This window comes from Burkholderia cepacia ATCC 25416 (genome assembly GCF_001411495.1).
In the GTDB taxonomy this organism is placed as follows: Bacteria; Pseudomonadota; Gammaproteobacteria; order Burkholderiales; family Burkholderiaceae; genus Burkholderia; species Burkholderia cepacia.
Genome location: NZ_CP012983.1, coordinates 580,149 through 605,695 on the forward strand (window position 1 = coordinate 580,149; position 25,547 = coordinate 605,695).

General features: G+C 66.4%; 17 protein-coding genes. 13 read left to right on the forward strand and 4 right to left on the reverse strand.

Translation table 11 applies throughout. The annotated features are described in order from the left end of the window. Positions 1 to 52: 52 nt before the first annotated feature. From APZ15_RS34865 to APZ15_RS34910, 10 genes are all read left to right on the forward strand, one after another. Positions 53 to 517: a helix-turn-helix domain-containing protein gene (locus APZ15_RS34865; protein ID WP_051363326.1), complete on the forward strand. Its 465-nt coding sequence runs from the start codon at positions 53 to 55 to the stop codon at positions 515 to 517. Positions 518 to 608: 91 nt separating this feature from the next. After that, entirely contained in the window at positions 609 to 1,343 is a 735-nt protein-coding gene (locus tag APZ15_RS34870; RefSeq protein WP_027792819.1) for a cupin domain-containing protein, read from the forward strand. A 2-nt stretch (positions 1,344 to 1,345) separates the two neighbouring features. After that, the gene (locus tag APZ15_RS34875; protein ID WP_027792818.1) at positions 1,346 to 2,671 is read left to right on the forward strand and encodes an NAD(P)/FAD-dependent oxidoreductase; all 1,326 of its coding nucleotides are present in this window, start codon (positions 1,346 to 1,348) and stop codon (positions 2,669 to 2,671) included. 192 nt (positions 2,672 to 2,863) lie between these two features. Continuing rightward, positions 2,864 to 4,333: an aldehyde dehydrogenase family protein gene (locus APZ15_RS34880; RefSeq protein WP_027792817.1), complete on the forward strand. Its 1,470-nt coding sequence runs from the start codon at positions 2,864 to 2,866 to the stop codon at positions 4,331 to 4,333. 69 nt (positions 4,334 to 4,402) lie between these two features. Continuing rightward, positions 4,403 to 5,590, forward strand: coding sequence for a M20 aminoacylase family protein (locus APZ15_RS34885; RefSeq protein WP_027792816.1), 1,188 nt, complete (start codon positions 4,403 to 4,405; stop codon positions 5,588 to 5,590). Positions 5,591 to 6,602: 1,012 nt separating this feature from the next. Next, complete coding sequence (locus tag APZ15_RS41495; RefSeq protein WP_138143348.1) at positions 6,603 to 6,869, forward strand: hypothetical protein; 267 nt, start codon at positions 6,603 to 6,605, stop codon at positions 6,867 to 6,869. Positions 6,870 to 6,886: 17 nt separating this feature from the next. Continuing rightward, positions 6,887 to 8,530, forward strand: coding sequence for a DUF2334 domain-containing protein (locus tag APZ15_RS34895; protein WP_027792814.1), 1,644 nt, complete (start codon positions 6,887 to 6,889; stop codon positions 8,528 to 8,530). Between the two features lie 218 nt (positions 8,531 to 8,748). Next, positions 8,749 to 9,036 carry a DNA methyltransferase gene (locus APZ15_RS34900; protein WP_138143349.1) on the forward strand — a complete coding sequence of 96 codons (288 nt, stop codon included), beginning with the start codon at positions 8,749 to 8,751 and terminating at the stop codon, positions 9,034 to 9,036. Next, positions 9,033 to 9,464 carry an STM2901 family protein gene (locus APZ15_RS34905; protein ID WP_027792813.1) on the forward strand — a complete coding sequence of 144 codons (432 nt, stop codon included), beginning with the start codon at positions 9,033 to 9,035 and terminating at the stop codon, positions 9,462 to 9,464. The genes APZ15_RS34900 and APZ15_RS34905 overlap by 4 nt, the downstream gene beginning before the upstream one ends. A gap of 3 nt (positions 9,465 to 9,467) precedes the next feature. Beyond that, the gene (locus APZ15_RS34910; protein ID WP_027792812.1) at positions 9,468 to 9,833 is read left to right on the forward strand and encodes a DUF1493 family protein; all 366 of its coding nucleotides are present in this window, start codon (positions 9,468 to 9,470) and stop codon (positions 9,831 to 9,833) included. 227 nt (positions 9,834 to 10,060) lie between these two features. Here APZ15_RS34910 and APZ15_RS34915 read toward each other — a convergent pair whose 3' ends face one another. The 4 genes from APZ15_RS34915 to APZ15_RS34930 all read right to left on the reverse strand — a co-directional run bounded on the left by APZ15_RS34915 (position 10,061) and on the right by APZ15_RS34930 (position 17,352). Beyond that, a complete protein-coding gene (locus APZ15_RS34915; protein ID WP_027792811.1) occupies positions 10,061 to 12,043 on the reverse strand; it encodes an autotransporter-associated beta strand repeat-containing protein in 1,983 nt (660 codons plus the stop codon). Between the two features lie 336 nt (positions 12,044 to 12,379). Next, positions 12,380 to 13,900: a sensor domain-containing diguanylate cyclase gene (locus APZ15_RS34920; protein WP_027792810.1), complete on the reverse strand. Its 1,521-nt coding sequence runs from the start codon at positions 13,898 to 13,900 to the stop codon at positions 12,380 to 12,382. 277 nt (positions 13,901 to 14,177) lie between these two features. Next, a complete protein-coding gene (locus tag APZ15_RS34925; RefSeq protein WP_027792809.1) occupies positions 14,178 to 16,526 on the reverse strand; it encodes a sensor histidine kinase in 2,349 nt (782 codons plus the stop codon). Continuing rightward, a complete protein-coding gene (locus APZ15_RS34930; RefSeq protein WP_027792808.1) occupies positions 16,519 to 17,352 on the reverse strand; it encodes a response regulator transcription factor in 834 nt (277 codons plus the stop codon). The genes APZ15_RS34925 and APZ15_RS34930 overlap by 8 nt, the downstream gene beginning before the upstream one ends. Positions 17,353 to 18,782: 1,430 nt before the next feature. Here APZ15_RS34930 and APZ15_RS41500 point away from each other — a divergent pair. The 3 genes from APZ15_RS41500 (at position 18,783) to APZ15_RS34945 (ending at position 25,479) form a co-directional block, all read left to right on the forward strand. After that, on the forward strand, positions 18,783 to 23,435 hold the full coding sequence (locus APZ15_RS41500; protein ID WP_027792807.1) for a YadA-like family protein: 4,653 nt from the start codon (positions 18,783 to 18,785) through the stop codon (positions 23,433 to 23,435). A gap of 127 nt (positions 23,436 to 23,562) precedes the next feature. Next, positions 23,563 to 24,225: an OmpA family protein gene (locus APZ15_RS34940; RefSeq protein WP_027792806.1), complete on the forward strand. Its 663-nt coding sequence runs from the start codon at positions 23,563 to 23,565 to the stop codon at positions 24,223 to 24,225. A gap of 339 nt (positions 24,226 to 24,564) precedes the next feature. Beyond that, a complete protein-coding gene (locus tag APZ15_RS34945) occupies positions 24,565 to 25,479 on the forward strand; it encodes a LysR substrate-binding domain-containing protein (RefSeq protein ID WP_027792805.1) in 915 nt (304 codons plus the stop codon). Positions 25,480 to 25,547: the final 68 nt, after the last annotated feature.

Sequence of the window (25,547 nt, forward strand, 5' to 3'; positions counted from 1 at the left end):
GCGTCGCCTTGCCGGGCGTGACACCGCAGGCGGCGACATGAGGACTGCCAGCATGCTCGACCTGATTCACGATTCGGTCGAAGACACGACGCCATGCACACCGCGCGTCGCGCGGCCCGTCTCGCCGGCGATCGGCGACGTGCTGCGCACGATCGACGCGTCGTTCGCGCAGCCGCTGAATCTCGACACGCTCGCGGCGGTGGCCGGGTTGAGCGTATCGCGTTTCACCGCGCGCTTTCGCAGCGAAACCGGGTTGTCCCCGCACCGGTATCTGTGCCTCGTCCGGGTGCGGCGGGCGCAGGACCTGTTGCGCGCCGGAGTTGCGCCGTCGGTCGTCGCGACCGACGTCGGTTTCTTCGACCAGAGCCATCTGTGCCGGCATTTTCGGCGGGTGCTCGGGATCACGCCGCGCGATTGCGTGGTCGCGCGACCGGGCGGTGCATCGGCGCGAACGACGTCGGCGCGCGCGCACACCGAACGCCGCGCGGGCGCAAGCGCGGGCGGCGTGCACACCTGACGGGATTCCGGCGGGTTCGCCGGCGAACGGAGATTTCCAATATTGCGCGACGGTTTCCGATCCGGCCGCCGCGCACTGCAGAGGAGCAGAAATGACCGCAGCTTTCGTGTTGCATCGTGCCGACGGCGCGCCTTGTTCCACCTCGTTCCGCAAGCAGGCGTTCGGCGACGGCGATCCTTTTGCGCGACATCGGGAGATCGCCTGGGAAGGCCCCGACTCGATGGCCGCGGGACGTATCGCCTTCGTCGGCGAACTCGACGTGGCGCGCTTTCCGCACATCGAAACGATCGCGGTCATCGAAGGCGAGCTGACGCTCGAAGCGGCCGGGGCCGCTCCGCTGGTGCTCGGGCCGGGGGAAGGGGCAGTCATCGGTGCCGGCACGGCGCTTCGCATCAACGCGGAATCGCGCGTGTTGTTGATGTTCTGCGCAGCCGCGTGCACGACGCCGACGAAACACGGCCTGTTTCCGCTGCGGGCCGACGCCGACTTCAAGCCTTCCGCATCGCTGCCGCCCGAGGTGCTGCTCGGCCCCGCACCGCAATGCCGCAGCGACAACGTGTTCCTCGACGACGGCGCCGGGTATTGCGCCGGTACGTGGGATTCGACGCCCTATCACCGGATCGTTCGCCCGCATCGCGTCAACGAGTTCATGCTCCTGCTGGCCGGCAGCGTGCGATTCGCCGCCCCCGACGGCAGCGTGCTGTCGCTCGGCACCGGTGATGCGCTGTTCGTGCCGCGCGGCGCATCGATCGGGTGGGAAAGCAGCGAACGCGTCGCGAAGTTTTACGTCGTGCAGAACGTACGTGCCTCAACCGAACGAGACTGACCATGTCCCCACCGCTGCGCCTTATAGAAACCTCGCCCACGCCGCCGGCATCGGCCGACGTCGTCGTGGTCGGCGGCGGCATCATCGGCGTCTTTACCGCCTATTACCTGGCCCGGCGCGGGGTATCGGTCGCGCTCGTCGAGAAGGGGCGAATCGGCGCCGAGCAGTCGAGCCGCAACTGGGGCTGGTGCCGGCAGCAGAACCGCGACGAACGCGAATTGCCGATGGCGAGCAAGAGCATCGATCTGTGGGAACGATTCGCCGCCGAATCCGGCGAAGACACCGGCTTTCATCGCTGCGGGCTGTTGTATCTGAGTAACGACGAGGCCGAGCTGTCGCGCTGGGCCAACTGGGGCGAGTTCGCGAAGACCGCGGGCGTGACGACGTACATGCTCGACCGCAAGCAGGCCACCGAGCGCGGACACGCGACCGGGCGGACGTGGAAAGGCGGCGTCTTTTCGCCGACCGACGGCACGGCCGACCCGGAGAAGGCCGCACCGGCCGTCGCCGCCGCACTGATGAAGCTCGGCGGCAGTGTCCACCAGCACTGCGCGGCGCGCGGCATCGAACTCGAGGGCGGGCGTGTCGGCGGCGTCGTCACGGAGGCCGGCGTCATCAAGACCAGGACGGTCGTGCTTGCCGGCGGCGCATGGGCGTCGTCGTTCTGCCGCCAGCTCGGCATCCGCTTTCCGCAGGCGTCGATCCGTCAGTCGATCCTGAGCGTGTCGCCTGTCGAGCATCCGCTGCCGGATGCGATGTATACGTCCGGCGTGTCCGTGACGCGCCGCAGTGACGGACGCTACGCGCTGGCGATCAGCGGTCGCGCGCGCGTGGACGTGACGCCGCAGTTCCTGCGATTCGCGCCGCAGTTCTTGCCGATGTTCGCGAAGCGCTGGCGCAATCTTCTGCCGGGCTGGCTCGAAGGCGTGCGCGGCGGGCATGAAACGCTGAAGCGCTGGCGGCTCGATGAACCGACGCCGATGGAGGTGGTACGCATTCTGGATCCGAAACCGGACATGCCGACGGTCAACGAGACCCACCGCCGCGCCGCCGAACTGTTTCCCGAACTTCGCGACGCGAAGATCACGCACGCATGGGCCGGCTTCGTCGACAGCACGCCGGACGGCGTGCCGGGCATCGGCGAAGTGCCGGGTGTGCCGGGGCTGATCCTTGCCGCGGGCTTTTCCGGTCACGGCTTCGGCATCGGGCCGGGCGCCGGGCATCTGATCGCGGATCTCGCGACCGGTGCGCAACCGCTGGTCGACCCGGTGCCGTATCGGCCGGAACGGTTCAGCGATTCCGCGTGGGGCAAGGTCGCGGATTTCTAGTACGCGGGGCGACGGCGGCCACGGCGCGAACCGTGCTCATGCCGGTGGCGCGAATCGTCGACGGACGGTCGACGGACGCGCCGCTCTCAACCCGTCGACAAGCTTCGATCGGCCCGTTTTATCCGACCGCTTCGGCAGACCGTCGTTCGTGCCGTTCGCGGGCGTGCAGCACCGCCTCAAGGACATCCTGCAATGAATTCATCCGTCATTTCCCCCGTTCGTCACCTGATGCAAGCCGGCAGGCTGGATCGTTTCTTCATCGACGGCGACTGGGTCCTGCCCGACGGCGGCGACCGGTTCGCGGTCGTGTGCCCGTCCACCGAGGACACGGTGTGCGACATCCCGCTCGGCAGCGCACGTGACGCCGACCGGGCCGTCACCGCCGCGCGCCGTGCGTTCGAACGGTGGTCGGCCACTTCGCCGCAGGCGCGCGCCGCGCTGCTCGATCGCGTCCACACGTTGATGCTGGAGCGGGCGGAACTGTTCGCCACGGCGCTGGCCACCGAGATGGGTGCGCCGATCGCCTATGCGCGCGCCGCGCACGTGCCGCTCGCGGCCGAGCATATCCGGGTCGCGCGCGACAATCTCGCGCGCTATCCGTTCGTTTCCCGACGCGGGACGACCGCGATCGTACGCGAGCCGATCGGCGTGTGCGCGCTGATCACGCCGTGGAACTGGCCGATCTACCAGATCACCGCGAAGGTCGGCCCGGCGCTCGCGGCCGGTTGTACGGTCGTCCTGAAACCCAGCGAGCTGTCGCCGCTCAGCGCATTGCTGTTTGCGGAAGTGATCGCCGATGCGGGGGTGCCGGCAGGCGTATTCAACCTGGTGAGCGGCAATGGTGCGGAGGTCGGCTCCGCGCTTTCGTCGCATCCGGAGGTCGACATGGTGTCGATCACCGGATCGACCCGCGCGGGCGTGCTGGTCGCGCAGGCAGCCGCGCCGACCGTCAAGCGCGTCGCGCAGGAGCTCGGCGGCAAATCGCCGAACATCGTGTTGCCGGATGCGGACTTGCAGCAGGCGATCGCACCCGGCGTGGCCGCCGCGTTCAGGAACATGGGCCAGTCGTGCAGCGCGCCGACCCGCATGATCGTGCCGCGCGCCGCGCTCGGCGCGGTCGAGGCGCTGGCCGTCGCGGCAGTGGAGCGGCTGGTGGTCGGCGATCCGTTCGCCGAGGCGACGACGCATGGGCCGCTTGCCAATCGCGCGCAGTTCGGGCGGGTCGCGCAGATGATCGACGCAGGCATCGACGAACGGGCGAAGCTCGTCGCCGGCGGCCCGGGGCGGCCGGCGGGATTCGATCGGGGCTTCTACGCGCGGCCGACCATTTTTTCCGACGTGCGCACCGACATGACGATCGCGCAACAGGAGATTTTTGGTCCGGTCCTCGCGATCCTTCCCTACGACACCGTGGAAGAGGCGATCGCCATCGCGAACGACACGGTGTACGGGCTCGGCGCGCATGTGCAGGGCAGCGACCACGAGAGCGTACGCGCGGTGGCCGCCCGCATCCGGGCAGGGCAGGTGCACTTGAACTATCCGGCATGGGATCCGCAGGCGCCGTTCGGCGGCTACAAGCAGTCGGGCAACGGCCGCGAGTACGGGATCGAAGGGATGGAGGACTACATGGAAATCAAGTCGATCATCGGCTTTTACGACTGACGCAGCCGCTGCGTGCGAACGCGGCGGCAGCACGGACTGGAAGCCGCTTACTTTCGGAAGGTGCCGAAATTGGAAAAACCTGTCATTCCCGATACGTCGCTGCAAGCGCATCACGCGCATTGGGCAAGGCTGCGGCGCGATCTGCATGCGCATCCCGAGCTGCGATTCGAAGAACACCGGACCGCCGACGTCGTTGCCCGCGAGCTCGACGCGCTCGGTTATGCGGTATCGCGTGGGCTGGGCGGCACGGGCGTCGTCGCGAGCCTGCCCGGTGCGGACCCGGCGCGCGGCATCGTGCTGCGCGCGGATCTGGATGCACTGCCGATCCAGGAAGCCAACGACTTCGCGCACGCATCGTGCACGCACGGGATCATGCACGCATGCGGGCATGACGGCCATACCGTCATGTTGCTCGGCGCCGCGCGCATCCTGAAGGAACTGCCGCCATTGCCGGGTGCCGTTCATTTCGTGTTTCAGCCGGGAGAAGAGGGCGGCGCGGGCGCGCGCAAGATGATCGACGACGGGCTGTTCGAGCAATACCCGACCGAAGCGGTGTTCGGCATGCACAACTGGCCCGGCTTGCCTGCCGGGCATTTCGGATTGCGTACCGGCCCGATCATGGCCGCGGGCTCGCGCTTCAGGATCAAGGTGACCGGCAAGGGCGCGCACGCGGCGCAGCCGCATCTGGGCATCGATCCCGTTCCGCTCGCGTGTTCGATGGTGCTGCAGTGTCAGACCATCGCCGCGCGGCACAAGGATCCCGTGGACCCTGCGGTCATTTCCGTCTGCATGATCCACGCGGGCACGACGGACAACGTCATTCCGGACAGCGTCGAGCTGCGCGGGACGATCCGCACGCTGTCGTCCGCGTTGCAGCAGAAACTGCAGACAGACGTGCAGCTCACGTGCGAGGGGCTGGCGCGTGCGTATGGCGCGCAGGTCGACGTCGAGTTTTTCCAGTACTACCCGGCAACGGTCAACACGCCGGCCGAGACGGCGCTGTGCGAAGCGGTGATCGGCGACACGTTCGGTGGCGAACGCCTGTACCGCGACGTGCCGCCGAACATGACGTCGGAGGATTTCGGCTTCATGCTGGAGGAGCGGCCCGGCGCTTACGTGCTGATCGGCAATGCGCCGGAGGGCGCGGCGGCACCGTCGCTGCATCACCCGAAATACGATTTCAACGACGAAATCATCCCGGCCGGTGTCCGGTATTGGGTCGCGCTGGCGCAGCATTACTACAGGCGATCGTCGTGAACCTGTGCCTGATATCGGGGCGCGGCATCGTGCTGCGCTAGATATGGGACGTGCGCACGCTACTCGACAGCGTGCGCACTCGTGCAGGTGTTGCCCGGCGTCGCGCAGCCCGCGAACGTGCGGGCGGTGTATCCGACTCGGCTGGCTGCGTCGGCGAAGGTGCAGGCGTGCGTCGACTTTCCGGCGGACGTATTCGGCCGCATGGCCTGGCCGGCCGTGTTCGGTGTCGACCTCCACCGTGTCACGGCCGTCGTATCGTCAGGCCACGCTGCCGAGGCGCGTCGCCAAATGACCGCATGCGATGAAAGCCATCCTCGTAGCTGATTGACGATTGCAGGAAGATCGTCTTTTGTCATACGACAAAGGTTTCACGCTCTCCGACAAGTTCGCCTGTCCACAGGCGAATTGCGCCAGGCAGGGCCGTCTTCACGGAACCGCGCAAATTCTCAGGATCGAAACGTTCCGACATGCAGGCTGTCGAGAACACAAGATTCGTGATCCATAGCATTTTTCACCCCACCGGCTCGGCCGCAAACCAGGCGCAGAGTCGAAATGCATTTCCTCTCCCCCTGCCGGCATCGATGATCCCTGGAGCCGGTACCACCGTGCATCGCCGCCCCGCGTTTCTTTGGCGTTACGTTTTTTTTGCGTTGCGATGTCATCCTCCTTCGTCTGTTGCCGGCCCGCTTCGGTGGAACGGTGCCTGGCATCGTTAATGCATGTGTGGTCGGTGTGATGAGCAAACGAGGGCCGCAACTGCACGCTCGACACACGCATCGGGTGTCTGCCGTTTGCGGGTGCAGTCGCGGTCATCACAGGGCGACGTGACCGACGCCGGTGGCGGTCACGTCGTCACGCGAGTGACGATGCGTGGCGCAATTCGTATGAGGTTGTTTCAGGCATCGACGTCCCCCAGGGTTCGCGGTCGCCAGACACTCAATGCTCAGGCCAGGCGTTGTTCCGATGACATACCTCCGGTTTTCACGCAGAGACCAGTGAAAGGAGTTCTCCAATGAAATCCCCACTCAAGCTTGCCGTGGCATGTGCAGCGATCTTGTTCGCGACGGCATTGATGAGCCCCGTTTGCAACGCGGGAGCGTCCGGTGCTTCCGCCTCACACAAACGCGTCGAGCCGCCACCGCGCGCGGCCGTCGCGACGGAGATCGTGCCAGGCGTGGCGGAAGACGAGAAACGGAATGCCGAGCGCGAGCATGGCAGGGGACCGACCTTCAACGAAGGCAAACATCGTCGGGCCAACGGCGACTTTCAGCGCGACTAAGCACGAAGGAGATCACAATGAAGAAGCTCATCCTCGCATGGGTGCTGGTGCTCGGATTCGCATTCGGCCAGATGCCGTCCACCGTGCTCGCCCAGACCACCACGGCGAACGTCCTCGTGCTCTATGACGCCCCACCGAACGACCCGTACACGAAACTCGGCATGGCTTACGCGATCATGCTGCGCAATCTGCTTGGCCATTTCAACACCAATGTCACGCTTGCGCCCGTCGACAGCTATACGGCCGGAACCGTCGAAAAGTACCAGGCGACTTTCTACCTGGGGAACTATTACAACAACACCCTTCCTGCCGCATTTCTGTCGGACGTCGTCAAGACGTCGAAGACGGTGGTCTGGTTCAAGGACAACCTGTGGGAAGTCGCGTGGGATCCGTCGTACAACTTCACGGCCCGCTACGGATTCACCTTTAGCGGGATAAGCGGGCTGGCCTACGCGCCGACCAGCAGCAACCCGAACCCGGACTTCTTTGACACGGTGCTCTACAAGAACATGAGCATGGTCAAATACTATGCGTTCAACGCGAGCACCGGCGTCGTCAGCGCGGATCCGGACATCGGCATCACCGCGGTGTCCGACGCGACGAAGGCCAGTGTACTCGTCACCATCAAGGACAGTCAGACCGGTGCGCAGGCGCCTTATGTCATGCGCGCGGGCAATTTCTGGTACTTCGCCGACATGCCGTTCTCATACATCGGGCCGCGCGACCGGTACCTGGTGATCTGCGATCTGCTGCATGACATTCTCGGGACCAACCAGCCGGTGCTGCATCGCGCGATGGTGCGTCTGGAAGACGTCAACGCGTTCACGACCTCGTCGTCGATGAAGACGCTGACCGACTACATGTATTCCAAGAAAATTCCGTTTTCGATTGCGACCATCCCGCTGTACCAGGATCCGCTCGGCGCCTATAACGGCGGCGTGCCGCTGACCGTACACCTCGCGCAGGCGAGCAGTCTGAAGCAGGCGCTCAATTACGCGCTGATCCGGGGCGGCAGTATCGTGATGCACGGTTACACGCATCAATACAATTCGACGCCGAATATCGACAACGCGGTCAGCGGCAATGACTACGAGTTCTGGCTGGCGACGCAGAACCGTCCGGTGGACGAAGATTCGACACAGTGGGCGTCGAACCGTCTGAAAGCGGGCCTGCTGGAACTGTCGACGAACGGCTATGTTCCCTTTGCGTGGGAAGCGCCGCACTACCAGTCGTCGCCCCTTTCGATCAAGGCCGTTCCGCCGCTGTTCAAGACGACGTACCAGCGGGTCGTCTACTACACGTCGGATCAGCCGAACCTGAATTCGACCGCGCCGAATCACGATTTTTCGGTCGGGCAATTCTTCCCGTACATCATCAATACCGACTATTACGGGCAACGGGTGCTGCCCGAGAACCTCGGGAACATCGAATACAACATCTGCGGTATCGATCCGTTCTCGTGTCTGTCCTATACGTGGCAGGATCTCTACACGAATGCGCAATACGCGCTGACGGTTCGGGATGGTTTCGCGTCATTCTTCTTCCATCCGTTCTGGCTCGAGCCCGATCTCGGCACGCCCGGGTTCCAGGATTTCCAGAGCCTGGTGAACGGGATCACCGGTCTCGGCTTTCAATGGGTCGCCGGGAATGGCGTCAAGTAGATGATTCCGGAATCGGGAGCGAGCCGGGGAGCCGGGCTCGACTCCCTCGCCGGGTTCGATGGCGCCACGTTTCGCATCGCCTGATGGGGAGTGAGATAAATCCAAGGGGATCGGGCCGGAAAATCTGCTCGCGGCCGCACACGTTTTTCTATTGCGCCCCGCCGTTCTGGCAGACCGAGGGCTACGGCGTTGCATTTCCGTTCGAGGAGTACGAGCAGATGGCGGCCACCATGCGGACCCGCGCCGGCAAGATCATGGTCAGCATCAACGACCATCCGGATATCCGGCGGGTGTTCGAGGGGTTCGAGATGGAGAAGGCCAGCCTCAACTACACGGTAGGCAAGAGCGGCCGCGATGCCGCGCGCGGCGAACTGATCGTGTACAGCTGGGATCGGGCGGCCGCGCCGGCCGGGCTGTTCCAGAGGCAATGCGGTAAAGTATCGCCTTCGCAGGGGGCCACGCTGAGAGAGCAGCGCCCTTGCTGGACCAGGAGAAAAATTGAATAGCCGAAAACCGCTACACCTACGGCACCTGGCACAATCTGCGGCCCGTCGACGTCTTTGCCCTGGTGGCGCTCGACGAGACACGCAAGCAACTCGGCCTGGACGATCTGGCCGCCGCGTCGGCAATGTTGCTCGGTGAGGGCGACGTTCCTGTTCCGGGCAAGTTCGCTGGTGCTACGCCGGGGACTTCCGTCGCCTCGCTTGCCGCCCGGAAACTGTTTCCCCAAATACTGCCGTTTCGCCTGCCGATGATCACGGGCGTCGGGTTGTCCGGTATTCGAATCTCCTTCACCCGCCGCCTCGGCGCGTGGGTCGGCCGGACGATTCCGGTCGTAGGCGAGGTGTTCCTGGCTCGCGATGCGTTCCTGATCATGCGCAATACCGTGACGACCTACAACCGACTCGTGAAGCCCGAGGATCGGGTGCTCTGAGCCATGAAAGACGATACCTGGGAACGTTTTGAAGCCTTCACCCGTAAGGAACTCGGCCGGCCATTGTTCGGTGGCCAGTTGAACCTTCAGCCGGAATCGCGGCTTGAGGAGGATCTCGGCGTGACCGGCCTGGATGGGGTTGAGTTCATCGACAAGTGGGCCGAGACGTTCGGCGTCGACGCCCAAGGGTTCCCGTACCGGCGCTATTTCGGCCCGGAAGGCCAGGAACTGCTGTCGTCGCTCATTGGGTTGTTCGTGAAGCGGCTGCGGCCGCCGAAGCGCCACCCGCTGACGCTCGGCATGCTGGCGGAGGCAACGCGACGTGGGAAGTGGGATACGGACGCGATCGAGGCTGCTGCAGGGGAGTGATCGTATTTGATAGGACCGGTCGGCATAGCCGACCGGTCTTTTTCATTGGCGGAAATATAGTTGAGCCACGTGAAATTTTTCCACCCACCCATTTATCGCGCGTCAGCCGGTGCATTTATCGCGCGCGGCTTCATTCGTCGGAACGAGCGGGACGCGGCGCGCGGTCGTTTCGCATGGACGTCGCCGCCGGTCGGAGGCGACGTCGCACGGATCGATCGCTGTGCCGGTTACGCCGCCGACAGCACGATCGACACCCCCGTCGCCGTATAGACCGGCGTCGCCTTGAAGCCGTCGACGGTCACCGTCGCGAATTTCGCGGCGCCCGCTGCCGCGTCGATCAGCGCGATGGTGTCGCCGGCCTTCGGCGCATAACCGTTCACGAACTTCACGTGCAGCGTGCCGCCCGCGACGGTGAACGCGCCGCCCACGCGCAGGCGGCCGCCGCCGTTGCCGTCGATGTCGAGTTCGAGCGTCGTGTTGTCGAGCTGCGTATAGCGCGTCGCGATCGTGACGGGCGCACCCGCCGCGATCCGGATGCCGCCGCCGGCGCCGACATACACGTCGCCGTTGCCGAACGCCGTCGCGGACGCCGCGGCGAGCGTGCCGCCGCTGACCTGCGTGCCGCCCGTATAGCTGTTGTTGCCCGCCAGCGTCAGCGCGCCGCTGCCTTGCAGCGTCAGCGCGCCGCTGCCTTGCAGCGTCAGCTTGCCGGTGCCCGTGATGTCGTTGCGCCACAGGTCGGCGGCGTTGAGGCCGCCCTTCGACGCATCCATCGCGACGATCACGTTGCCGTTGAATGCGCCGTAACCGTCGGCGGCGGCGAACAGGTTCAGCCGGCCCCAGCCTTCCGCATCGTCCATCACCGGGTAGCCGGACGGCAGCTCGGTGGTCTTCAGCACGACGCGCCGCTGATCCGCGCCCAGGTACGGGAAACGCGTCTGCAGCAGGATCTCCGCCCCCTTCGGCACGACCGGCGGCGCGCCGGTCGCGTCGAGCGCGCCGAAGCCGTAGGTCATGCGGCGCGCGAAGGCCGCCTTGTTCGTCGCGTAATCGGCGAAGCGGTCGGTCGCCGTCGTGCCCGAGTGCGCGAATGCCGCGAACGTCGAACCGGTCGTGCCGGTGAGCTGCTGCAGCGTCTGGTGCGCCTGCCCGTAGGCGGCCTGAGCGTCGTTCGCGTACGCCGCGAGATTGGCCGCGCTGATCGCCAGCGCGAGCATGCGCCCGCCGATCACGTCGAGCGGCGAGTGCATGCCGGCGAGGATGCGGTTCTCGCCGAGTTCGAGGCCGCGGCTGACCATTTCCTGGTAGCGCTCCGGCACGAGCCACGCCATCGTCACGGCGTCGCGCATCGCTTCCGCCTGGTGGCCGCTGATGAACCCGCCGTCGGTCGCGGGCGTCGTGCTTTCCGCCGGCACGAGCGTGGGGGCGACGACGACGCTCGTGCTCCAGCGGTACGGCCGCGCATACTTGTAGAAGCGTTTCGCGGGTTCGGTCGACGCGTTGTTGCCCATCTCGTTGAGCAGGTCGACGACTTTCCCGAAGCTCGCGTTCGCGCTGCCGCCCACGCCCACGTTGTTGCCCGTGTCGTTGTACAGGACGGTCGTCGCGTCGGCCGGCACGCTGGTGATGCTGGTCGCCTGCTGCGCGGCGGTGCGCCATGCGGAGGTGAGCGGCCCCATGCCGTCGGTCACGCTGTAGCCCTTGCCGCGCCGGTCGTCGTAGTACGCGGCGTCGGCTTGCTGCGGCGTGCGTGCGGTCGTCGCGTTGACCACGTATTGCACGTTCGCCCGCAGCACCGCATCGTTCAGGATCGTGCCGCACGGCGTGCCGCTGCCGGGCAGCCCCGTGCAGGTCGACGGCGAAATGGCCGGAAACGCGCCGTTGGCCGGCGCGCTCACGCCCGCATCGACGAGCATCGTCGACGGCTGCCACAGGTCGAGGAAGCGGCTGACCACGCGCACCGCGGCGTTCGTCGACAGCGTGGCGTAGCGCGCGTCGCCGCGCTGGTTGGTCGCGACGTTGTCGACGAAGGCGGGCACGCCCGGAACCGGCGCGCTGTCGACGAAACCGGGATCGGCCGGCGGCGCTGGCATGGCCGCGCTGGTCGGGGTGGTCGAGGCGACATCGTCGCCGCCGCCGCACGCGGCGAGAACGATCGCGCTCGACAGCGCGGCGACATGCAGCGGGAAACGGCTTCGTGACGCAAACATGCAAGACTCCATCCTGATGGTCAAAGATGGCGAATTGTGGTGACGATTCGTTACGCGGCCGTTAAGGATTTGTTGCGTGTCGTGCTCCGTGCGCGAAAATTCCCACTATCTGGTTAATTCCAGATACTGAACATCTCGGATGCCATTTTTACGCACCCGAGACGGATATGTAGCGGCGTGCCGCTACGCGCCGGCCATACGCGTGGATGGAAAGTCCGGCGGCCTCGATATCGAACAACGATCCCTGTTGCCACAACGACCCATGACGGAACAGTGGCCCGGGGCAATCGTTGGTGTGCAACCCGCGGCCCGGAGCCGCGACTCGACCCGTGGCCGTCATGCCGAGCGCGCGATCGGCTCCGTTTCCGCGCAACACACCCGGTTTCGGCCTTCGCGCTTCGCGCGGTAAAGCGCCATGTCCGCCTGATGCGACAGCGCGTGCACGGAGGCGGGGCGTGCGCGATGGCCGGTCGCGCAGCCGATGCTGACGGTGAAGGGCGGAACGGGTTCCGCGAACCCGTCGAGCCGGTTGCGTTCAACCTCGCGGCGAATCGCCTCCGCGACCTTCGCGGCGCCGCGTTCGTCGGTGTCGGGCAGCACCGCGACGAACTCTTCGCCGCCGTAACGCGCGGCGAGGTCGCCGCGCCGCTGCGTATGGGCACGGATGCATGCGGCGAGGAACCGGAGCGCCGTGTCGCCGCGTGCATGCCCGTATCGGTCGTTGTACTGCTTGAAGTGGTCGGCATCGATGAACAGCACCGACAGGCTGCCGTCGTGGCCGCGCTGGAGCCGTTCCCATTCGTCGGCCAGCGCGACGTCGAGCGCGCGGCGGTTGTGCAGGCCGGTCAGCGGATCGGTGCGCGTGAGATCGGTGAGCAGCGTCTGCTTGCGAAGGTTGTCCCGCAACGCGAACGCGAGCAGCCAGACGACCGCGCAGAAGAGCGCGCAGAGGAGCGACGCCGACACGCCGACCGACCACGACATCCGGATGAAACCGGCCAGCACGTCGGCTTCGGCCGGCGCGACGACGGCGATCAGCGGTGTGCCGGGCACCCGCTGGAACGTATAGAGCCGCAGCGTTCCGTCGATGCGCGAATGCGCCGCGTAGAAGCCCGAATCCTGGTTCAGCATGCGATCGAAGGCTTTCGAGCGGCGCAGGCGAACCATCTGGTGATCGTTCAGCGACGGGTTGCGGGCGAGGATGGTGCCGTCCGCGCGCACGATCGCGCTGATGCCGTGCGGCCCGACGTCCAGCCGCGACAGCAGCTGGTCGAAATAGGCGAGGTCGATCGCGACCACCGCGATGCCGTTGAACGTGTGGTCCGGTCGTTCGATGCGTCGGGAGAGCGCGATCGATTCCGTGCCGCCGCGCGAGCGCGCGCGATACGCCTCCGACACGTAAAGGCCGACGTTCGGCGAGTCGCGATGGACCTTGAAATAGTCGCGATCGCCGAAGTTCCAGTGGTGGGACGGGCCGCAGCACGCGTCGATCAGCCGGCCGTCGCGGTCCGTCACGCCCATTCCCGTCACGTATTGCGCGGCCGCGCGCTGGAACAGCAGGTCGTGCCGCAGCCCGGCGTCCATGCGTCGCACCTCCGGCTTGCCGAGATCGGCGGAGAGCGCGATCAGCGCGTTGTTGGACGTTTCGACGGTCCGCGCGATCTCGCTGACCAGCACGGCGGCGACGTTGCGCGAGGTTTCGTGCGCGTGCTCGACGACTTCGCTTCTCGTGGCCCAGAGCGTGGCCGCGCTGATGCCGATCGCCGCGAGCGACATCAGGGTGCCCAGCGCGCCGACGACAAGATGGTTTCGTCCCGCCCAGTCGGCGATTTTCTCGATGGAGGTGGATGCGGACATGCTGGCGCTCGCAGGGGGAGGCCCGGCGCGATGAACCGGGCTGCGCTGAAACCCGGGTTAACGGCAGGTCGTCGAAGAAATCGAGGCCCGGATGCAATCCAAGTGGGCGCGGTGCGGCACGCAAACGTGTGCGTGCCGGGTGCTCGACGGGGCGCGTATCGGAAAGCGCGAGCGGGGGGACGGCCGGTGAAGCGATCGCGTTGCGGGCTGGACGATCGGCGCGGCGGAATCCGGAACGCGGGCCTGACGCGGTGCCGGCGATGTCCCGTCCGCGCGATCAAGCCGGCCCGGCCGCGTCCGTCTCCGCGTCATCCGTCGCCGCCGCGTGGCGTGCGCGTTTCAGCGTACCGGCCAGCTTCTCGATCGCATGCAGGTCCAGCGTATCGAGATGCTCGCGCACCTCCTGCACGAAGGCCGCGTAATCCTGTTCGTCCGCGTACTGGCCGAGCCATTCCTCGATATCGGTGAGCTGCCCGTTGCCGGCGAGCCGGATCAGCGCATCGAGTGCATCGTCGGGCGGGCAGCCCATCGCGGGCACGGTGCCGCCCGGCACGGCCTCGTCCGCCGCATGAAACCGCCGCACGAGCTCCGATGCCGGCACGAGCACGTGCCCGACGGCCGGCGCGACGATCGCGAACGAGAACGACGTGCCGATGCCGGGCTGGCTCGCGACGGCCAGCTCGCCGCCCATCGCGCCGACGATGCGCTGCGCGATGAACAGGCCGAGCCCGGTGCCGCCGTTGACGGCCTGCACCTGCTGGTACGCGCGAAAGATGTCGCGGGTGCCGCTGATGTCGATGCCGATGCCCGTATCGGCGACCTCGAACAGCAGGCGCCATGCGTCGCCTTCGCGCGACGCATGCACCGACAACGTGACCGTGCCGTCGCGCGTGAACTTCGATGCGTTGGACAGCAGGTTCAGCAGCACCTGCTGCAGCCGCATCCCGTCGATCGACATCGTGCGCGGCAGCGGGCTGGCCGGCCGGTACGCGAACCGGTTGTCCTGCTGCGCGCACAGCGCGAGTGCATAGTGGCCGATGTCGTCGAGCAGGCCGGGCAGGTCGGTCGCGTCCGGCGACACGCCGAGCGGCTGCAGCTCGGCTTTCGTGAACGCGAGCAGTTCGTCGATCAGCGTGAGCTGGTAGCGGATGCTGCGGTCGATCGAGCGGATCAGCCGCGCCTGGCCGCGCGTCGCGCCTTGCAGCAGCAGCTTCGCGTAGCCGTTGATCGTCGACAGCGGCGCGCGCAGGTCGTGGCTGACGTAGCCGAGCGTCTCGATCTTCTGCTGCATGTGCGTCGTGACCTGCTGGAGCGCGTCGTTGAGCGCGAGCGTGCGTCGTGCGACTTCGTCGCGCAGGCGATCCTGTTCGGTGAGCTGCCAGTGTTCGAGCCGCTTGCGCGCCTCGGTGCGCTGACGGCCCACGTGATGGATCCACGCGGCCAGCACCAGCAGGTGCGTGGCAAGCCCGACGATCGCGATGACGGGGTTCGGATAGATGTCGGACTTGAGCCAGGACAGCACCGGCGGCAACGCGTCGATGCCGTCGAGCACGCGGATCAGCATGTTGAAGGTGGCGAACGCGATCGCGATCAGCATCACGCGGCCGGTCGGCGTGCGGCGGACGGCGAGCCACAGCGCGAGGCTGATGTTGACGATCCCCAGCGCCGCGTTCAGCCGCAGGCAGAACCACGTGAAGGTCAGCAGGTCGCCGCAGGCGGCGCCGGCCACGCCGACGAACTCGAGCGCGAGGAATGCCATGTAGACCGCGCGCAACGGCAGCCTGGCCTGTTCGCGTCGGGCGACCGTCAGGATGAAGACGATGAAGCAGGCGATCGCGAGGTACACGAAGATGATTTCGCCGCGTGCCGACCACTCGCGCAGCGCGGGCGGCAGCGCCATCGCCGTATAACCGCGGTAGGCCGCCTCGAACAGCGTCGTGCCCAGTGCAATCCCGGCCAGTACGTAGAACACGCCGCTGCGCGAAAAGAACCCGATCAGCAGCGCGCACCACACGAGCGCGAGCAGCCCGCCGAAGAAACCGAAGTCCCACATCGTCGCGCGCCGTTCCAGCGCATCCCATGCCGCACGGGTGAATGCCACCGGCGCGAGCCGCATCTCCTTGCGCGACGTGACGCGGATCAGCACGGGGATGCTTGCGCCGGCGGGCAGCGTGATGTTGAGTGCCGGGTAGCGCGACGGCGGCCCGGCCGCATCGCCGCCGGCGTCGGCCGCCGGAAAGCGGCTGTCGAGCGTCCACCGGCCGTTCCGGCCGACATAGAAGTCGGCATGGTCGACGCGCGCATCGCGAAGCGCCAGCACCAGCGGCCGAGCGGCGCTGTCACGGTTGGTCAGCGTCGCGCTGACCCACCATGCCGACCGCGAAAAGGCGATGTTGAACGAGGGCGCGGTCGTCGTGGACGCATCGTGCGGCTGATCGGCAACGCGCGCGGCGACCTGTTCGGCGGTCATCGTCGTGCTCGTGTCCTCGAACACCGACACGGCTTCCAGTTGCGCGGGGTTCGGCGTCGCTGCCGCGCGGGCCGTCGCGCAGGTGACGGCCAGTGCGATCAGAAGCAGCAGCACCGCGCGCCATCCGGCTGCCCAAGCCGCGTCGCGACTACACATCGGGATGATGCCCGCCGGGTGTGGGCGGCGCGTTGACCGCATGGCGCTGGCGCCGCCAGTCGGACGGCGTGATGCCGAAGCGTTCGCGGAACGCCGTCGCGAAATTGCCGGGCGTGGAAAAGCCGATTTCCTCGGCGATGTCGCCGATCCCCATCGACGTCTCCGCGAGGAAATGCATCGCGGCGCGCAGGCGCGTGTCGCGCAGGTACTCGAACACGGTCAGGCCGAGCTGGTCGCGGAACACGCGCGACAGCCGTTTTTCGTGGGTGCCGACCTGCCGGGCGAGATCCTCGAGCGCCGGCGGATGGCGCAGGTCGCGCAGCAGGACCTCGGCCGCCGCGCGCACGAGGGCCGCCTCCGGGTTGTCGGGCATCTCGGGCAGGTGCGCGAACGGCTGGCTGCGCCGCGCGCGCTTCAGGTGGTTGCGGATCCGGGCCAGCACTTCGGTCGGCTCGAACGGCTTGACGATGTAGTCGATCGCGCCGGTTTCGAGCCCCGCGATGCGATCCTCGAGATCGCCCGCGGCCGTGAGGATGATGACCGGGATGGACTGCGTCGACGGCGTCGACGCCAGCAGCCGGCACGCGGCGAAGCCGTCCATGCGCGGCATGCGGACATCCATCAGGATCAGGTCGGGCGCGATCGCCTGGGCGCGGTGATACGCCTGCAGCCCGTCGAACGCGACGCTGATCCGGCACCGCGCGGCCCGCAGGATTTCGGTCAGGAGCCGCAGGTCGTTCGGGCGATCGTCGACGACAAGAATATGGGCGTCGGCGAGATCCGGCGTGGAGCGAAGCGACGCCGGGCTGGACGAGCGGGATGACATGGTGGCGGACGCGGTGGAAGGGTGGTCGGTCGGATTGAAAGCTTCGCTTTCAGCGCGATTGTTGCGAAAAATTATATGTCGACAACAGTACCGATTGTGAGGATTCCGTGCGGCCCGTGTGGGCATATTCGGCGGGGCGCCGCGCGGTTTCGACACTGGCGTTCCGCCGAATGGAATCGGAGTGGAAAAACATGCCGAAGTGCATTTTTAATATCGGTCTTTATTTCCGGATTTTATCGGTTGATGAATCGAATTGGCCCGCAGAATGAATTCGAGCGAGTTATGTCGAGAGACGATGCCTTCCAGTGTGAAGTTGATGCGCTGAATCGACGCTCGCCTGATTAATTTCTTTTTGCGGGACGGTCAAGATTTATCCGGATGAAAACCGGATTTCGAGCGGGAATGTATGAATGTAAATGCCGTCCGCTCGGGAAAAGTTTTTTTCCGCTCCAGAAAAGATGCGTTTGAACGGATGACCGCACACTAGCCCCGGCGCGGCTGGAATCGGTTCTTCGAGGGGAACGGTTTTGCAAGGATTCCTGCCGCTGCCCTATTCAGATGACGCGATATTCAATGTGACATCGAATGATGGCAATTCTCAGGATGTGGGAATGCGATGACGGACAAGAAAATTGGCACGAGGGTAATACAAATTTCATAATTTTCCGAATGAGTGCGTATACAAGATAAGCGGAAAGATTGTGAGGTTGGTCAGGGTGTGACGCATCGACCAAAAAAATCGTCAAGAAAATTCGACCGATTAAATCGATGCGGGGGCGTTCGGCAAGTCAGGCGCTATTTCCGGAAATCCGGAAAAGCGTTTGACTGCCGGCGGAGAAGGTGAGCGGCTGCGCGCGCAGCCCGGTGGTCTGATCCGTCCGGGTGCGATCGCGCAGCGCGTTCTCGAATCAGGCGGGCACGAAAAACATGAACGCGACAGGCATGGCAGGTCAACGCACCGGTTCGAGCGAACCGGGTGCGCATGCTTCATACCCGGGGACTACTCGGCGTCATCCTCCTCCTGAATGAATCGTGACGGGCCGCCCCGGGGTTCGGGTCGGCATCCGTCCATCCGGCGTCTGAACGACGCCTTCCCATGAAATTCGAGGTCGCCGCCGGCTCGGCGCGACGGCGCGCGCATGCGGATGCGCGGGGTCGCGCGTTGCCGTCTTTCGCGCGACATCGGCTTCGATGAACCGATAACCGGCGAGTGCAGCCGCGCCGCGTGCCGATGCACGCGTGCGGCGTGCAGTCGTGCGATCGCCCGCGCGATCGCGATTACCGAGCAGTGTTGTTCGATCGTTTAGTTAGCCATCCAAATTGAAGCGCGAAGCGTCGCGGCACGGACGAGGGGGCAGGCCGATGCGTCATCGCCTGCCGTCGCGTTTGCTGCCGCGTCATCCAGCACATGAGAACCGAGGGAACACAAGATGAACAAGTCGTTCAAGTCGATCTGGAACGAAGCACTGGGGGCCTGGGTTGCGGCTTCCGAGCTTGACCGTGCGCGTGGCAAGCGTGTCGCGTCGGCGAGCGGCCCGCGCGAGCATGCGGCGAACGAGGGCGCCGCGCAACGCGCGGGCCTGCTTTCGGCGCCGTCGCCGCGACGGCTGGCCGTGCTGATGGCGTCCACGTATCTTGCGTTGTTCCATGCGGGGGCGCACGCGCAATACGCGCCGGACGGCGGTTCCGCGACCGGCGGCGTGACGTCGATCTCGATCGGCGTCGGGTCGAGTGCCGCGCAGCAGAACTCGACCGCGCTGGGCAACCTGTCGACGGCAGCAGGCGTTTCCGCCACGGCGCTGGGGCCGGGCGCGCATGCGATGGCAGACGGTTCGACGGCCGTCGGCATCAACGCGCAGGCGACCGGCGTCAACAGTGCATCGCTCGGCGTGCAGGCGATCGGTTCGGGCGCATATTCGGTTGCGGTCGGTAATTCAGCGCAGGCGACGCAGACCGGCACGGTCGCGATCGGCAGTGGCGCGACCGCGAACGGCACGTCCGCCGTCGGACTCGGGAACAATGCAACGGCATCTGGTCAGTATGCGGTTGCGCTTGGACTCGGTGCGGTTTCGTCGGGCATCGGCGGCGTTGCACTCGGCTATTCGTCGCAGGCGACCAATCAGGGCGCGATTGCGCTCGGCAACCAGTCGACGAGTTCCGGCGCAGCCGGCGTGGCGGTGGGCAGCGGTGCGTTGACGTCAGGCAATTCCGCGATCTCGATGGGCGTCAACAGCGGCGCGAAGGGCGCAACATCGATCGCGATCGGCTGGGGCGGGACGGCCGGCGTACCGGGCTCGGGCACGCAGTCGCTTGGCGTGAGTTCGATCGCGCTGGGTTCGAAGACGACGGCCGGTGCCGATCAGGCAATGGCGTACGGGCTGAGCGCAAATGCGTCGGGCGTCAGTTCGATCGCGATGGGTGTGCAGTCGACCGCGACGCAGCAGTTTGCGGTCGCGCTCGGCAATCTCGCGCTCGGCAGCGGCATCTCGGCGACCGCACTGGGGCCCGGTGCGACGGCGTCGGCCACGAATGCGACGGCCATCGGCATCAACAGTGTCGCGGCCGCGGCGTCCACCGTGGCGATCGGCGACAGCAATTCGGTCGCGGCCGCGGCAGGCGCGGGGTCGATCGCAGGCGGCAACAGCTCGAAGGTGTTGAGCGGCGTCGGGGCGGTCGCGCTCGGCCTGGGGCAGACGGTCAGCGGCAACGGCGCGGTGGCGATCGGCGACCCGAGCACCGCGATCGGCACCGGCGCGGTCACGATGGGTTCGAACAACACCGCGAACGGCGACGGCGCGGTTGCGATCGGCAATTCGAACCTCGCGCAGGGTACGGGCTCGCTCGCGCTCGGCAATACGTCGACGGCAGCGGCAGCCGGTGCGGTGGCGTTCGGCGCGTCGGCCGTGGCGAACAATGCAAACGACGTCGCGCTCGGTTCCGGGTCGACGACGGCCGCGCCGAATCCGACGGCGAGCGCGGTGATCGGCGGCGTCACCTACAACTTCAACGGCACCAACCCGACCAGCGTCGTCAGCGTCGGTGCGGCGGGTACCGAGCGCCAGATCACCAACGTCGCGGCCGGACGCATCAATTCGGCGAGCACGGATGCGATCAACGGGTCGCAGCTCGATGCGACGAACCAGGCGGTGAATTCGCTGTCGACGTCGACCGCGTCGAGCGTCAGTTCGTTGTCGACGGGGGTGTCGTCGTTGTCGACCGGGCTGTCGTCGGCCAATAGCGCGATCACGTCGTTGTCGACGTCGACGTCGACCGGGATCGGCTCGTTGTCGACGGGGTTGAGTTCGACCAACAGCTCGGTGACTTCGTTGTCGACGTCCACGTCGACCGGCCTGTCGTCGGCTAATAGCGCGATCACGTCGCTGTCCACGTCGACATCGACCGGCATTACCTCGCTGTCCACGGGCTTGAGTTCGACCAATAGCTCGGTGACGTCATTGTCGACGTCCACGTCGACCGGCCTGTCGTCGGCCAACAGTGCGATCACGTCGCTGTCCACGTCGACGTCGACCGGCATTACCTCGTTGTCCACGGGCTTGAGTTCGACCAACAGCTCGGTGACTTCGTTGTCGACGTCCACGTCGACCGGCCTGTCGTCGGCCAACAGCGCGATTTCGTCGCTGTCCACGTCGACGTCGACCGGCATTACCTCGTTGTCCACGGGCTTGAGTTCGACCAACAGCACCGTGACGTCATTGTCGACGTCCACGTCGACCGGGTTGTCGTCGGCCAACAGCGCGATTTCTTCACTGTCCACGTCGACTTCGACCGGCCTGAGCTCGACCAACAGTTCGGTGGCTTCGCTGTCGACTTCGACGTCGACCGGCGTCAGCTCGCTGTCCACCGGCCTGAGTTCGACGAACAGCACGGTCACGTCGCTGTCCACATCGACGTCGACCGGCATCAGCTCGCTGTCCACCGGCCTGAGTTCGACGAACAGCACGGTCACGTCGCTGTCGACATCGACATCGACGGGCATCAGCTCGCTGTCCACCGGCCTGAGTTCGACGAACAGCGCGGTCACGTCGTTGTCCACGTCGACCTCGACCGGCGTCGCTTCGCTGTCCACCGGTCTGAGCACGACCAACAGCACTGTGACATCGCTGTCCACTGCGACGTCGACGAGCATCGGCTCGTTGTCCACCGGCCTCAGCTCGACGACCAGCTCGATTTCGTCGCTGTCGACGTCGACCTCGACGACCGTCGGTTCGCTGTCCACCGGCCTGTCGAGCACGAACAGCAACCTGACGTCGCTGTCCACCGCGACGTCGACGGGCATCGGTTCGCTGTCGACCGGCCTCAGCTCGATCGCGTCGAACAACGGCAATCTTGGCAACAGTACGGCCGGCGCGATCGGCGGCGGGGCCACCTACGACCCGACGACCGGCACGATCTCCGCGCCTTCGTACGTGACGTACAACAGCGACGGTTCGACGACGATCAACAACAACGTCGGCTCGGCGATCGACAACATCAATGCGCACGGCATCAAGTATTTCCACGCGAACTCCACGGCGCCGGACAGCCAGGCGCTCGGGCTCGACAGTGTCGCGATCGGCCCGAACGCGGTCGCGAAGGTGGACGGCAGTATCGCGCTCGGCGCCGGGTCGGTGTCCGATCGCGCGACGGTGCCGGCGTCGGGGACCATCCGCAACGGCAGCGCGTCGATTCCGTTCAACACGACCGACCAGACGCTGCTGGGCGCGGTATCGGTCGGCGACGCGACGAACAAGACGTATCGCCAGATCACCAACGTCGCGGACGGCACCGGCCAGCAGGACGCGGTGACCGTGCGGCAGCTGGCCGGCGCGCTGCAGTCGTTCGCGGTCACGACGACGAAGTACTTCCATGCGAACTCGACGGCCGTCGATTCGCTCGCGGTCGGCGCGGAGTCGGTCGCGGTCGGCCCGACGACGGTGGTCAACGGCGACAACGGCGTGGGGATCGGCAACGGTGCGATCGTCGATGCCACCGCGCCGGGCGGCGTCGCGATCGGCCAGGCGGCAAGCGCCGCGCAGGCCGATGCGATGGCGCTCGGCAGCGGCGCGACGGCCACCGGCGCGCAGTCGGTCGCGCAGGGCGCCAACGCGGTCGCGGCGAGCGTCGGCAGCGTCGCCCTCGGTTCGGGCGCGCACGCCACGGCAACCGATGCGCTCGCGTTCGGGGCCGGCGCGTCGGCGACGCTCGCGAACAGCATCGCGCTCGGTTCGGGTTCGCTGACCACCGTCGGCGCGCAGACGAACTACATCGCGTACGGCCTGAGCAGTCCGCAGTCGTCGGCCGGCGAAATCAACATCGGCAACCGGCAGATCACCGGCCTCGCGGCCGGCAAGAGCGGCACCGATGCGGTCAACGTGTCGCAGCTCGACTCGGTCGCCAACCAGTTGACGACGCTGATCACCCAGCGCACGTCCAACCTCGGCGGGTCGTACACGACGAACCCGACCGGCACGAACGTGCCGCCCGGCTCGACGGGGCCGAATTCGTCGGCGGGCGGCTCGGGCGCGGTCGCATCGGGCTCGAACAGCACGGCGGTCGGCAACGGGTCGCTGGCGTCCGGCAACGGTTCGACCGCGATCGGCGTCGGCTCGACCGCAACGGGCAACGGATCGACCGCGATCGGCACGGGCAGCAACGACGGCGGGCGCTCGAACGTCGTCGCGGTCGGCTCGGCGGAGTCGGCGCGCCAGGTCGTCAACGTCGCGGCCGGCACGCAGGGCACCGACGCGGTGAACGTGAACCAGCTGAACGCGGTATCGAACCAGTTCACGCAATCGCTGAACACGGTCAACAACCAGCTCACGCAGATGCAGCAGCAGATCCAGCAGACCGATTCGATGGCGCGCGACGGGATTGCCGCGACGGCCGCCATGGCGTCGATCCCGCACATGGACCGCGACTCGAACTTCGCGATGGGGGTCGGTACGGCGAGCTTCCTCGGCCAGAAGGCGATGGCCGTCGGCATGCAGGCGCGCCTCACGGAGAACCTGAAGGCGACGCTGAACGGCGGTTTCGCCGGCAGTCAGCGCGTGGTCGGCGCCGGTATGTTGTATCAGTGGAAGTGATCCGTGCGCAGCGAACCGTTTGGGCGTGCAGCGCCGGAACGGTTCGCGCTGAACGAGAACGCATTCGCATGCGGCCGCACTGCCGCGCCGCATGCGCGATATCGAACCGATTTTCGGGAGTGAATCAGTGAAGAAAACTTCTCTTGCCCTGCTCGTGTCCGTGGTCTCCCTGGCCGCCTGCTCGAGCGCGTCCGGGCCGACGTTCAATGCATACGAACTGCAGCCGAGAAACGGCGTGCGGACGTTTCGCGTCGATTGTCACGGCATCCTGTCGAGCGAAAAGACCTGCATGAAGGTCGCGACGCGCATGTGCGACACGCAGCCGGTTCGACTGGTCGATTCGGAGGCGCCGTTCCGCGACGGCGCGGATCCGCGGTCGATCGAGTTCCAGTGCGGCGCGGCACCCGCGCCGCTTCCGGCGCCGGTGGCGGCGGCACCGGCCGCCGCGGAAAAGGTCAGCCTGACCGGCGACACGTACTTCGCGACCGACTCCGCAACGCTGACGCCCGCCGCCCGCGCTTCGCTCGACGCACTGCTGAGCCGTCAGGCGGACCGGCATTTCTCGTTGGTGAAGGTGACCGGCTATACCGACTCGGTCGGCTCGGATGCGCACAATCTGGCGCTGTCGCAGCGCCGCGCGGAGGCGGTCGGGTCGTATTTGCGCGAGCATGGCGTGAACGCGGATTCCGTGACGGCCACAGGAAAGGGGGAGGCCGATCCGGTGGGCTCCAACGAGACCGCCGAAGGGCGGGCGAGCAATCGACGCGTGGAGATCCTGCTGCAGAAGTAGCGGGTGGGGGCCGCGAACGGTACCGGCGAAGGCGGCCGGCTCGCGGCCGCATCGTCGCCATGATGATCAAGGTTGGTCGCGCGCGGCAGCCGATGCCGGCTCCGCTGCCGTCGCGCTCCGCGTCGATCATGGCGAACCGGGACAGCCGGCGCCGGACTGAACGCGGAGCGTACGACCGCCGGGTTTCCCGATCCTGTACCCTGTCCATGTCTTTCGTGCGTTCCGCGGCGGTCGTCGGCATGACGACCGCCGTGCCTTCCGTTACGATGCGCCCGGTCGATCAGCGCCGTGCCCCCGGTCGGCAGCAAGTCGATCCGGTTGCAGACCTCCAAGGCAAACATGGAAATCAAGTGGATCGAGGATTTCATCGCCCTCGCTCAATATCAAAGCTTTTCCCGGGCGGCGGAGTTCCGCAACGTCACGCAGTCGGGCTTCAGCCGTCGCATCCAGTCGCTCGAGCAATGGATCGGCGCCGAACTGATCGACCGCAGCAGTTTTCCGCCGGTCCTGACGCCTGCAGGGCGGCTGTTTCGCGAGACGGCGGAAGACGTCCTCAGCCGCCTGTTCGACACACGCGCGATCATCCGCACCGAGCAGCGCATCGCGGGCAAGAGCCTGCAGATCGCGGCGGGCCATACGATCGCGCTGAATTTCCTGCCGTCCTGGCTCAAGGCGCTTGCGCCGCATTTCGGCGAGGTGCGGGCACGCGTCGTTCCGACGAATGTCCACGATTCGATCCTGATGCTCGTCAACGGCAACTGCGAGCTGATGTTCGCCTATCACCATCCGGAGCTGCCGCTCCATCTGGACCCGGTCAGGTACGAACACGTGACGGTCGGCCTCGACACGTTGATGCCGGCCTGCCGGCCCAACCGCCGGTCGGCGCCCGCATTTCGCCTTCCCGGAACGAAGCAGCACCCGCTGCCGCTGATCTCCTATACGGACACCAGCTACTTCGGGCGCTGCCTCGCGTTGCTGCTCGATCGCGCTCCGGATGCGCCGGCGTTGCAGCTGCACTATGAATCCGACATGGCCGAAGTGCTGAAAAAGCTCGTGATGGAAGGCGAAGGCGTGGCGTGGCTGCCGCGGAGTGCGATCGCCGCCGAGCTGGCAGCCGGCGAACTCGTGCCGGCCGGGCCGGCGGCATGGAACCTCGAAATCGAGCTGCGCGTCTATCGCGACGCGTCCAATCGCAGCGAGTTCCTGGAGACGCTCTGGCAGCATCTGCACGCCGAACCCTCGCGGCGCGGCTAGGGTTTTCCCGCCTTATGCGAGTCTCGCATACCGCCATGATGCACCGGCATCATGGTCTGTTCGGCCGT

What these genes read in the sequence shown, in the direction of transcription:
- APZ15_RS34930 (WP_027792808.1), bottom strand. Translation starts at nt 17,352, where the DNA reads ATGTCATCCCGCTCGTCCAGCCCGGCGTCGCTTCGCTCCACGCCGGAT.
- APZ15_RS41495 (WP_138143348.1), top strand. Translation starts at nt 6,603, where the DNA reads ATGAAATCCCCACTCAAGCTTGCCGTGGCATGTGCAGCGATCTTGTTC.
- APZ15_RS41500 (WP_027792807.1), top strand. Translation starts at nt 18,783, where the DNA reads ATGAACAAGTCGTTCAAGTCGATCTGGAACGAAGCACTGGGGGCCTGG.
- APZ15_RS34880 (WP_027792817.1), top strand. Translation starts at nt 2,864, where the DNA reads ATGAATTCATCCGTCATTTCCCCCGTTCGTCACCTGATGCAAGCCGGC.
- APZ15_RS34925 (WP_027792809.1), bottom strand. Translation starts at nt 16,526, where the DNA reads ATGTGTAGTCGCGACGCGGCTTGGGCAGCCGGATGGCGCGCGGTGCTG.
- APZ15_RS34895 (WP_027792814.1), top strand. Translation starts at nt 6,887, where the DNA reads ATGAAGAAGCTCATCCTCGCATGGGTGCTGGTGCTCGGATTCGCATTC.
- APZ15_RS34915 (WP_027792811.1), bottom strand. Translation starts at nt 12,043, where the DNA reads ATGTTTGCGTCACGAAGCCGTTTCCCGCTGCATGTCGCCGCGCTGTCG.
- APZ15_RS34900 (WP_138143349.1), top strand. Translation starts at nt 8,749, where the DNA reads ATGGCGGCCACCATGCGGACCCGCGCCGGCAAGATCATGGTCAGCATC.
- APZ15_RS34910 (WP_027792812.1), top strand. Translation starts at nt 9,468, where the DNA reads ATGAAAGACGATACCTGGGAACGTTTTGAAGCCTTCACCCGTAAGGAA.
- APZ15_RS34865 (WP_051363326.1), top strand. Translation starts at nt 53, where the DNA reads ATGCTCGACCTGATTCACGATTCGGTCGAAGACACGACGCCATGCACA.
- APZ15_RS34870 (WP_027792819.1), top strand. Translation starts at nt 609, where the DNA reads ATGACCGCAGCTTTCGTGTTGCATCGTGCCGACGGCGCGCCTTGTTCC.
- APZ15_RS34920 (WP_027792810.1), bottom strand. Translation starts at nt 13,900, where the DNA reads ATGTCCGCATCCACCTCCATCGAGAAAATCGCCGACTGGGCGGGACGA.
- APZ15_RS34875 (WP_027792818.1), top strand. Translation starts at nt 1,346, where the DNA reads ATGTCCCCACCGCTGCGCCTTATAGAAACCTCGCCCACGCCGCCGGCA.
- APZ15_RS34945 (WP_027792805.1), top strand. Translation starts at nt 24,565, where the DNA reads ATGGAAATCAAGTGGATCGAGGATTTCATCGCCCTCGCTCAATATCAA.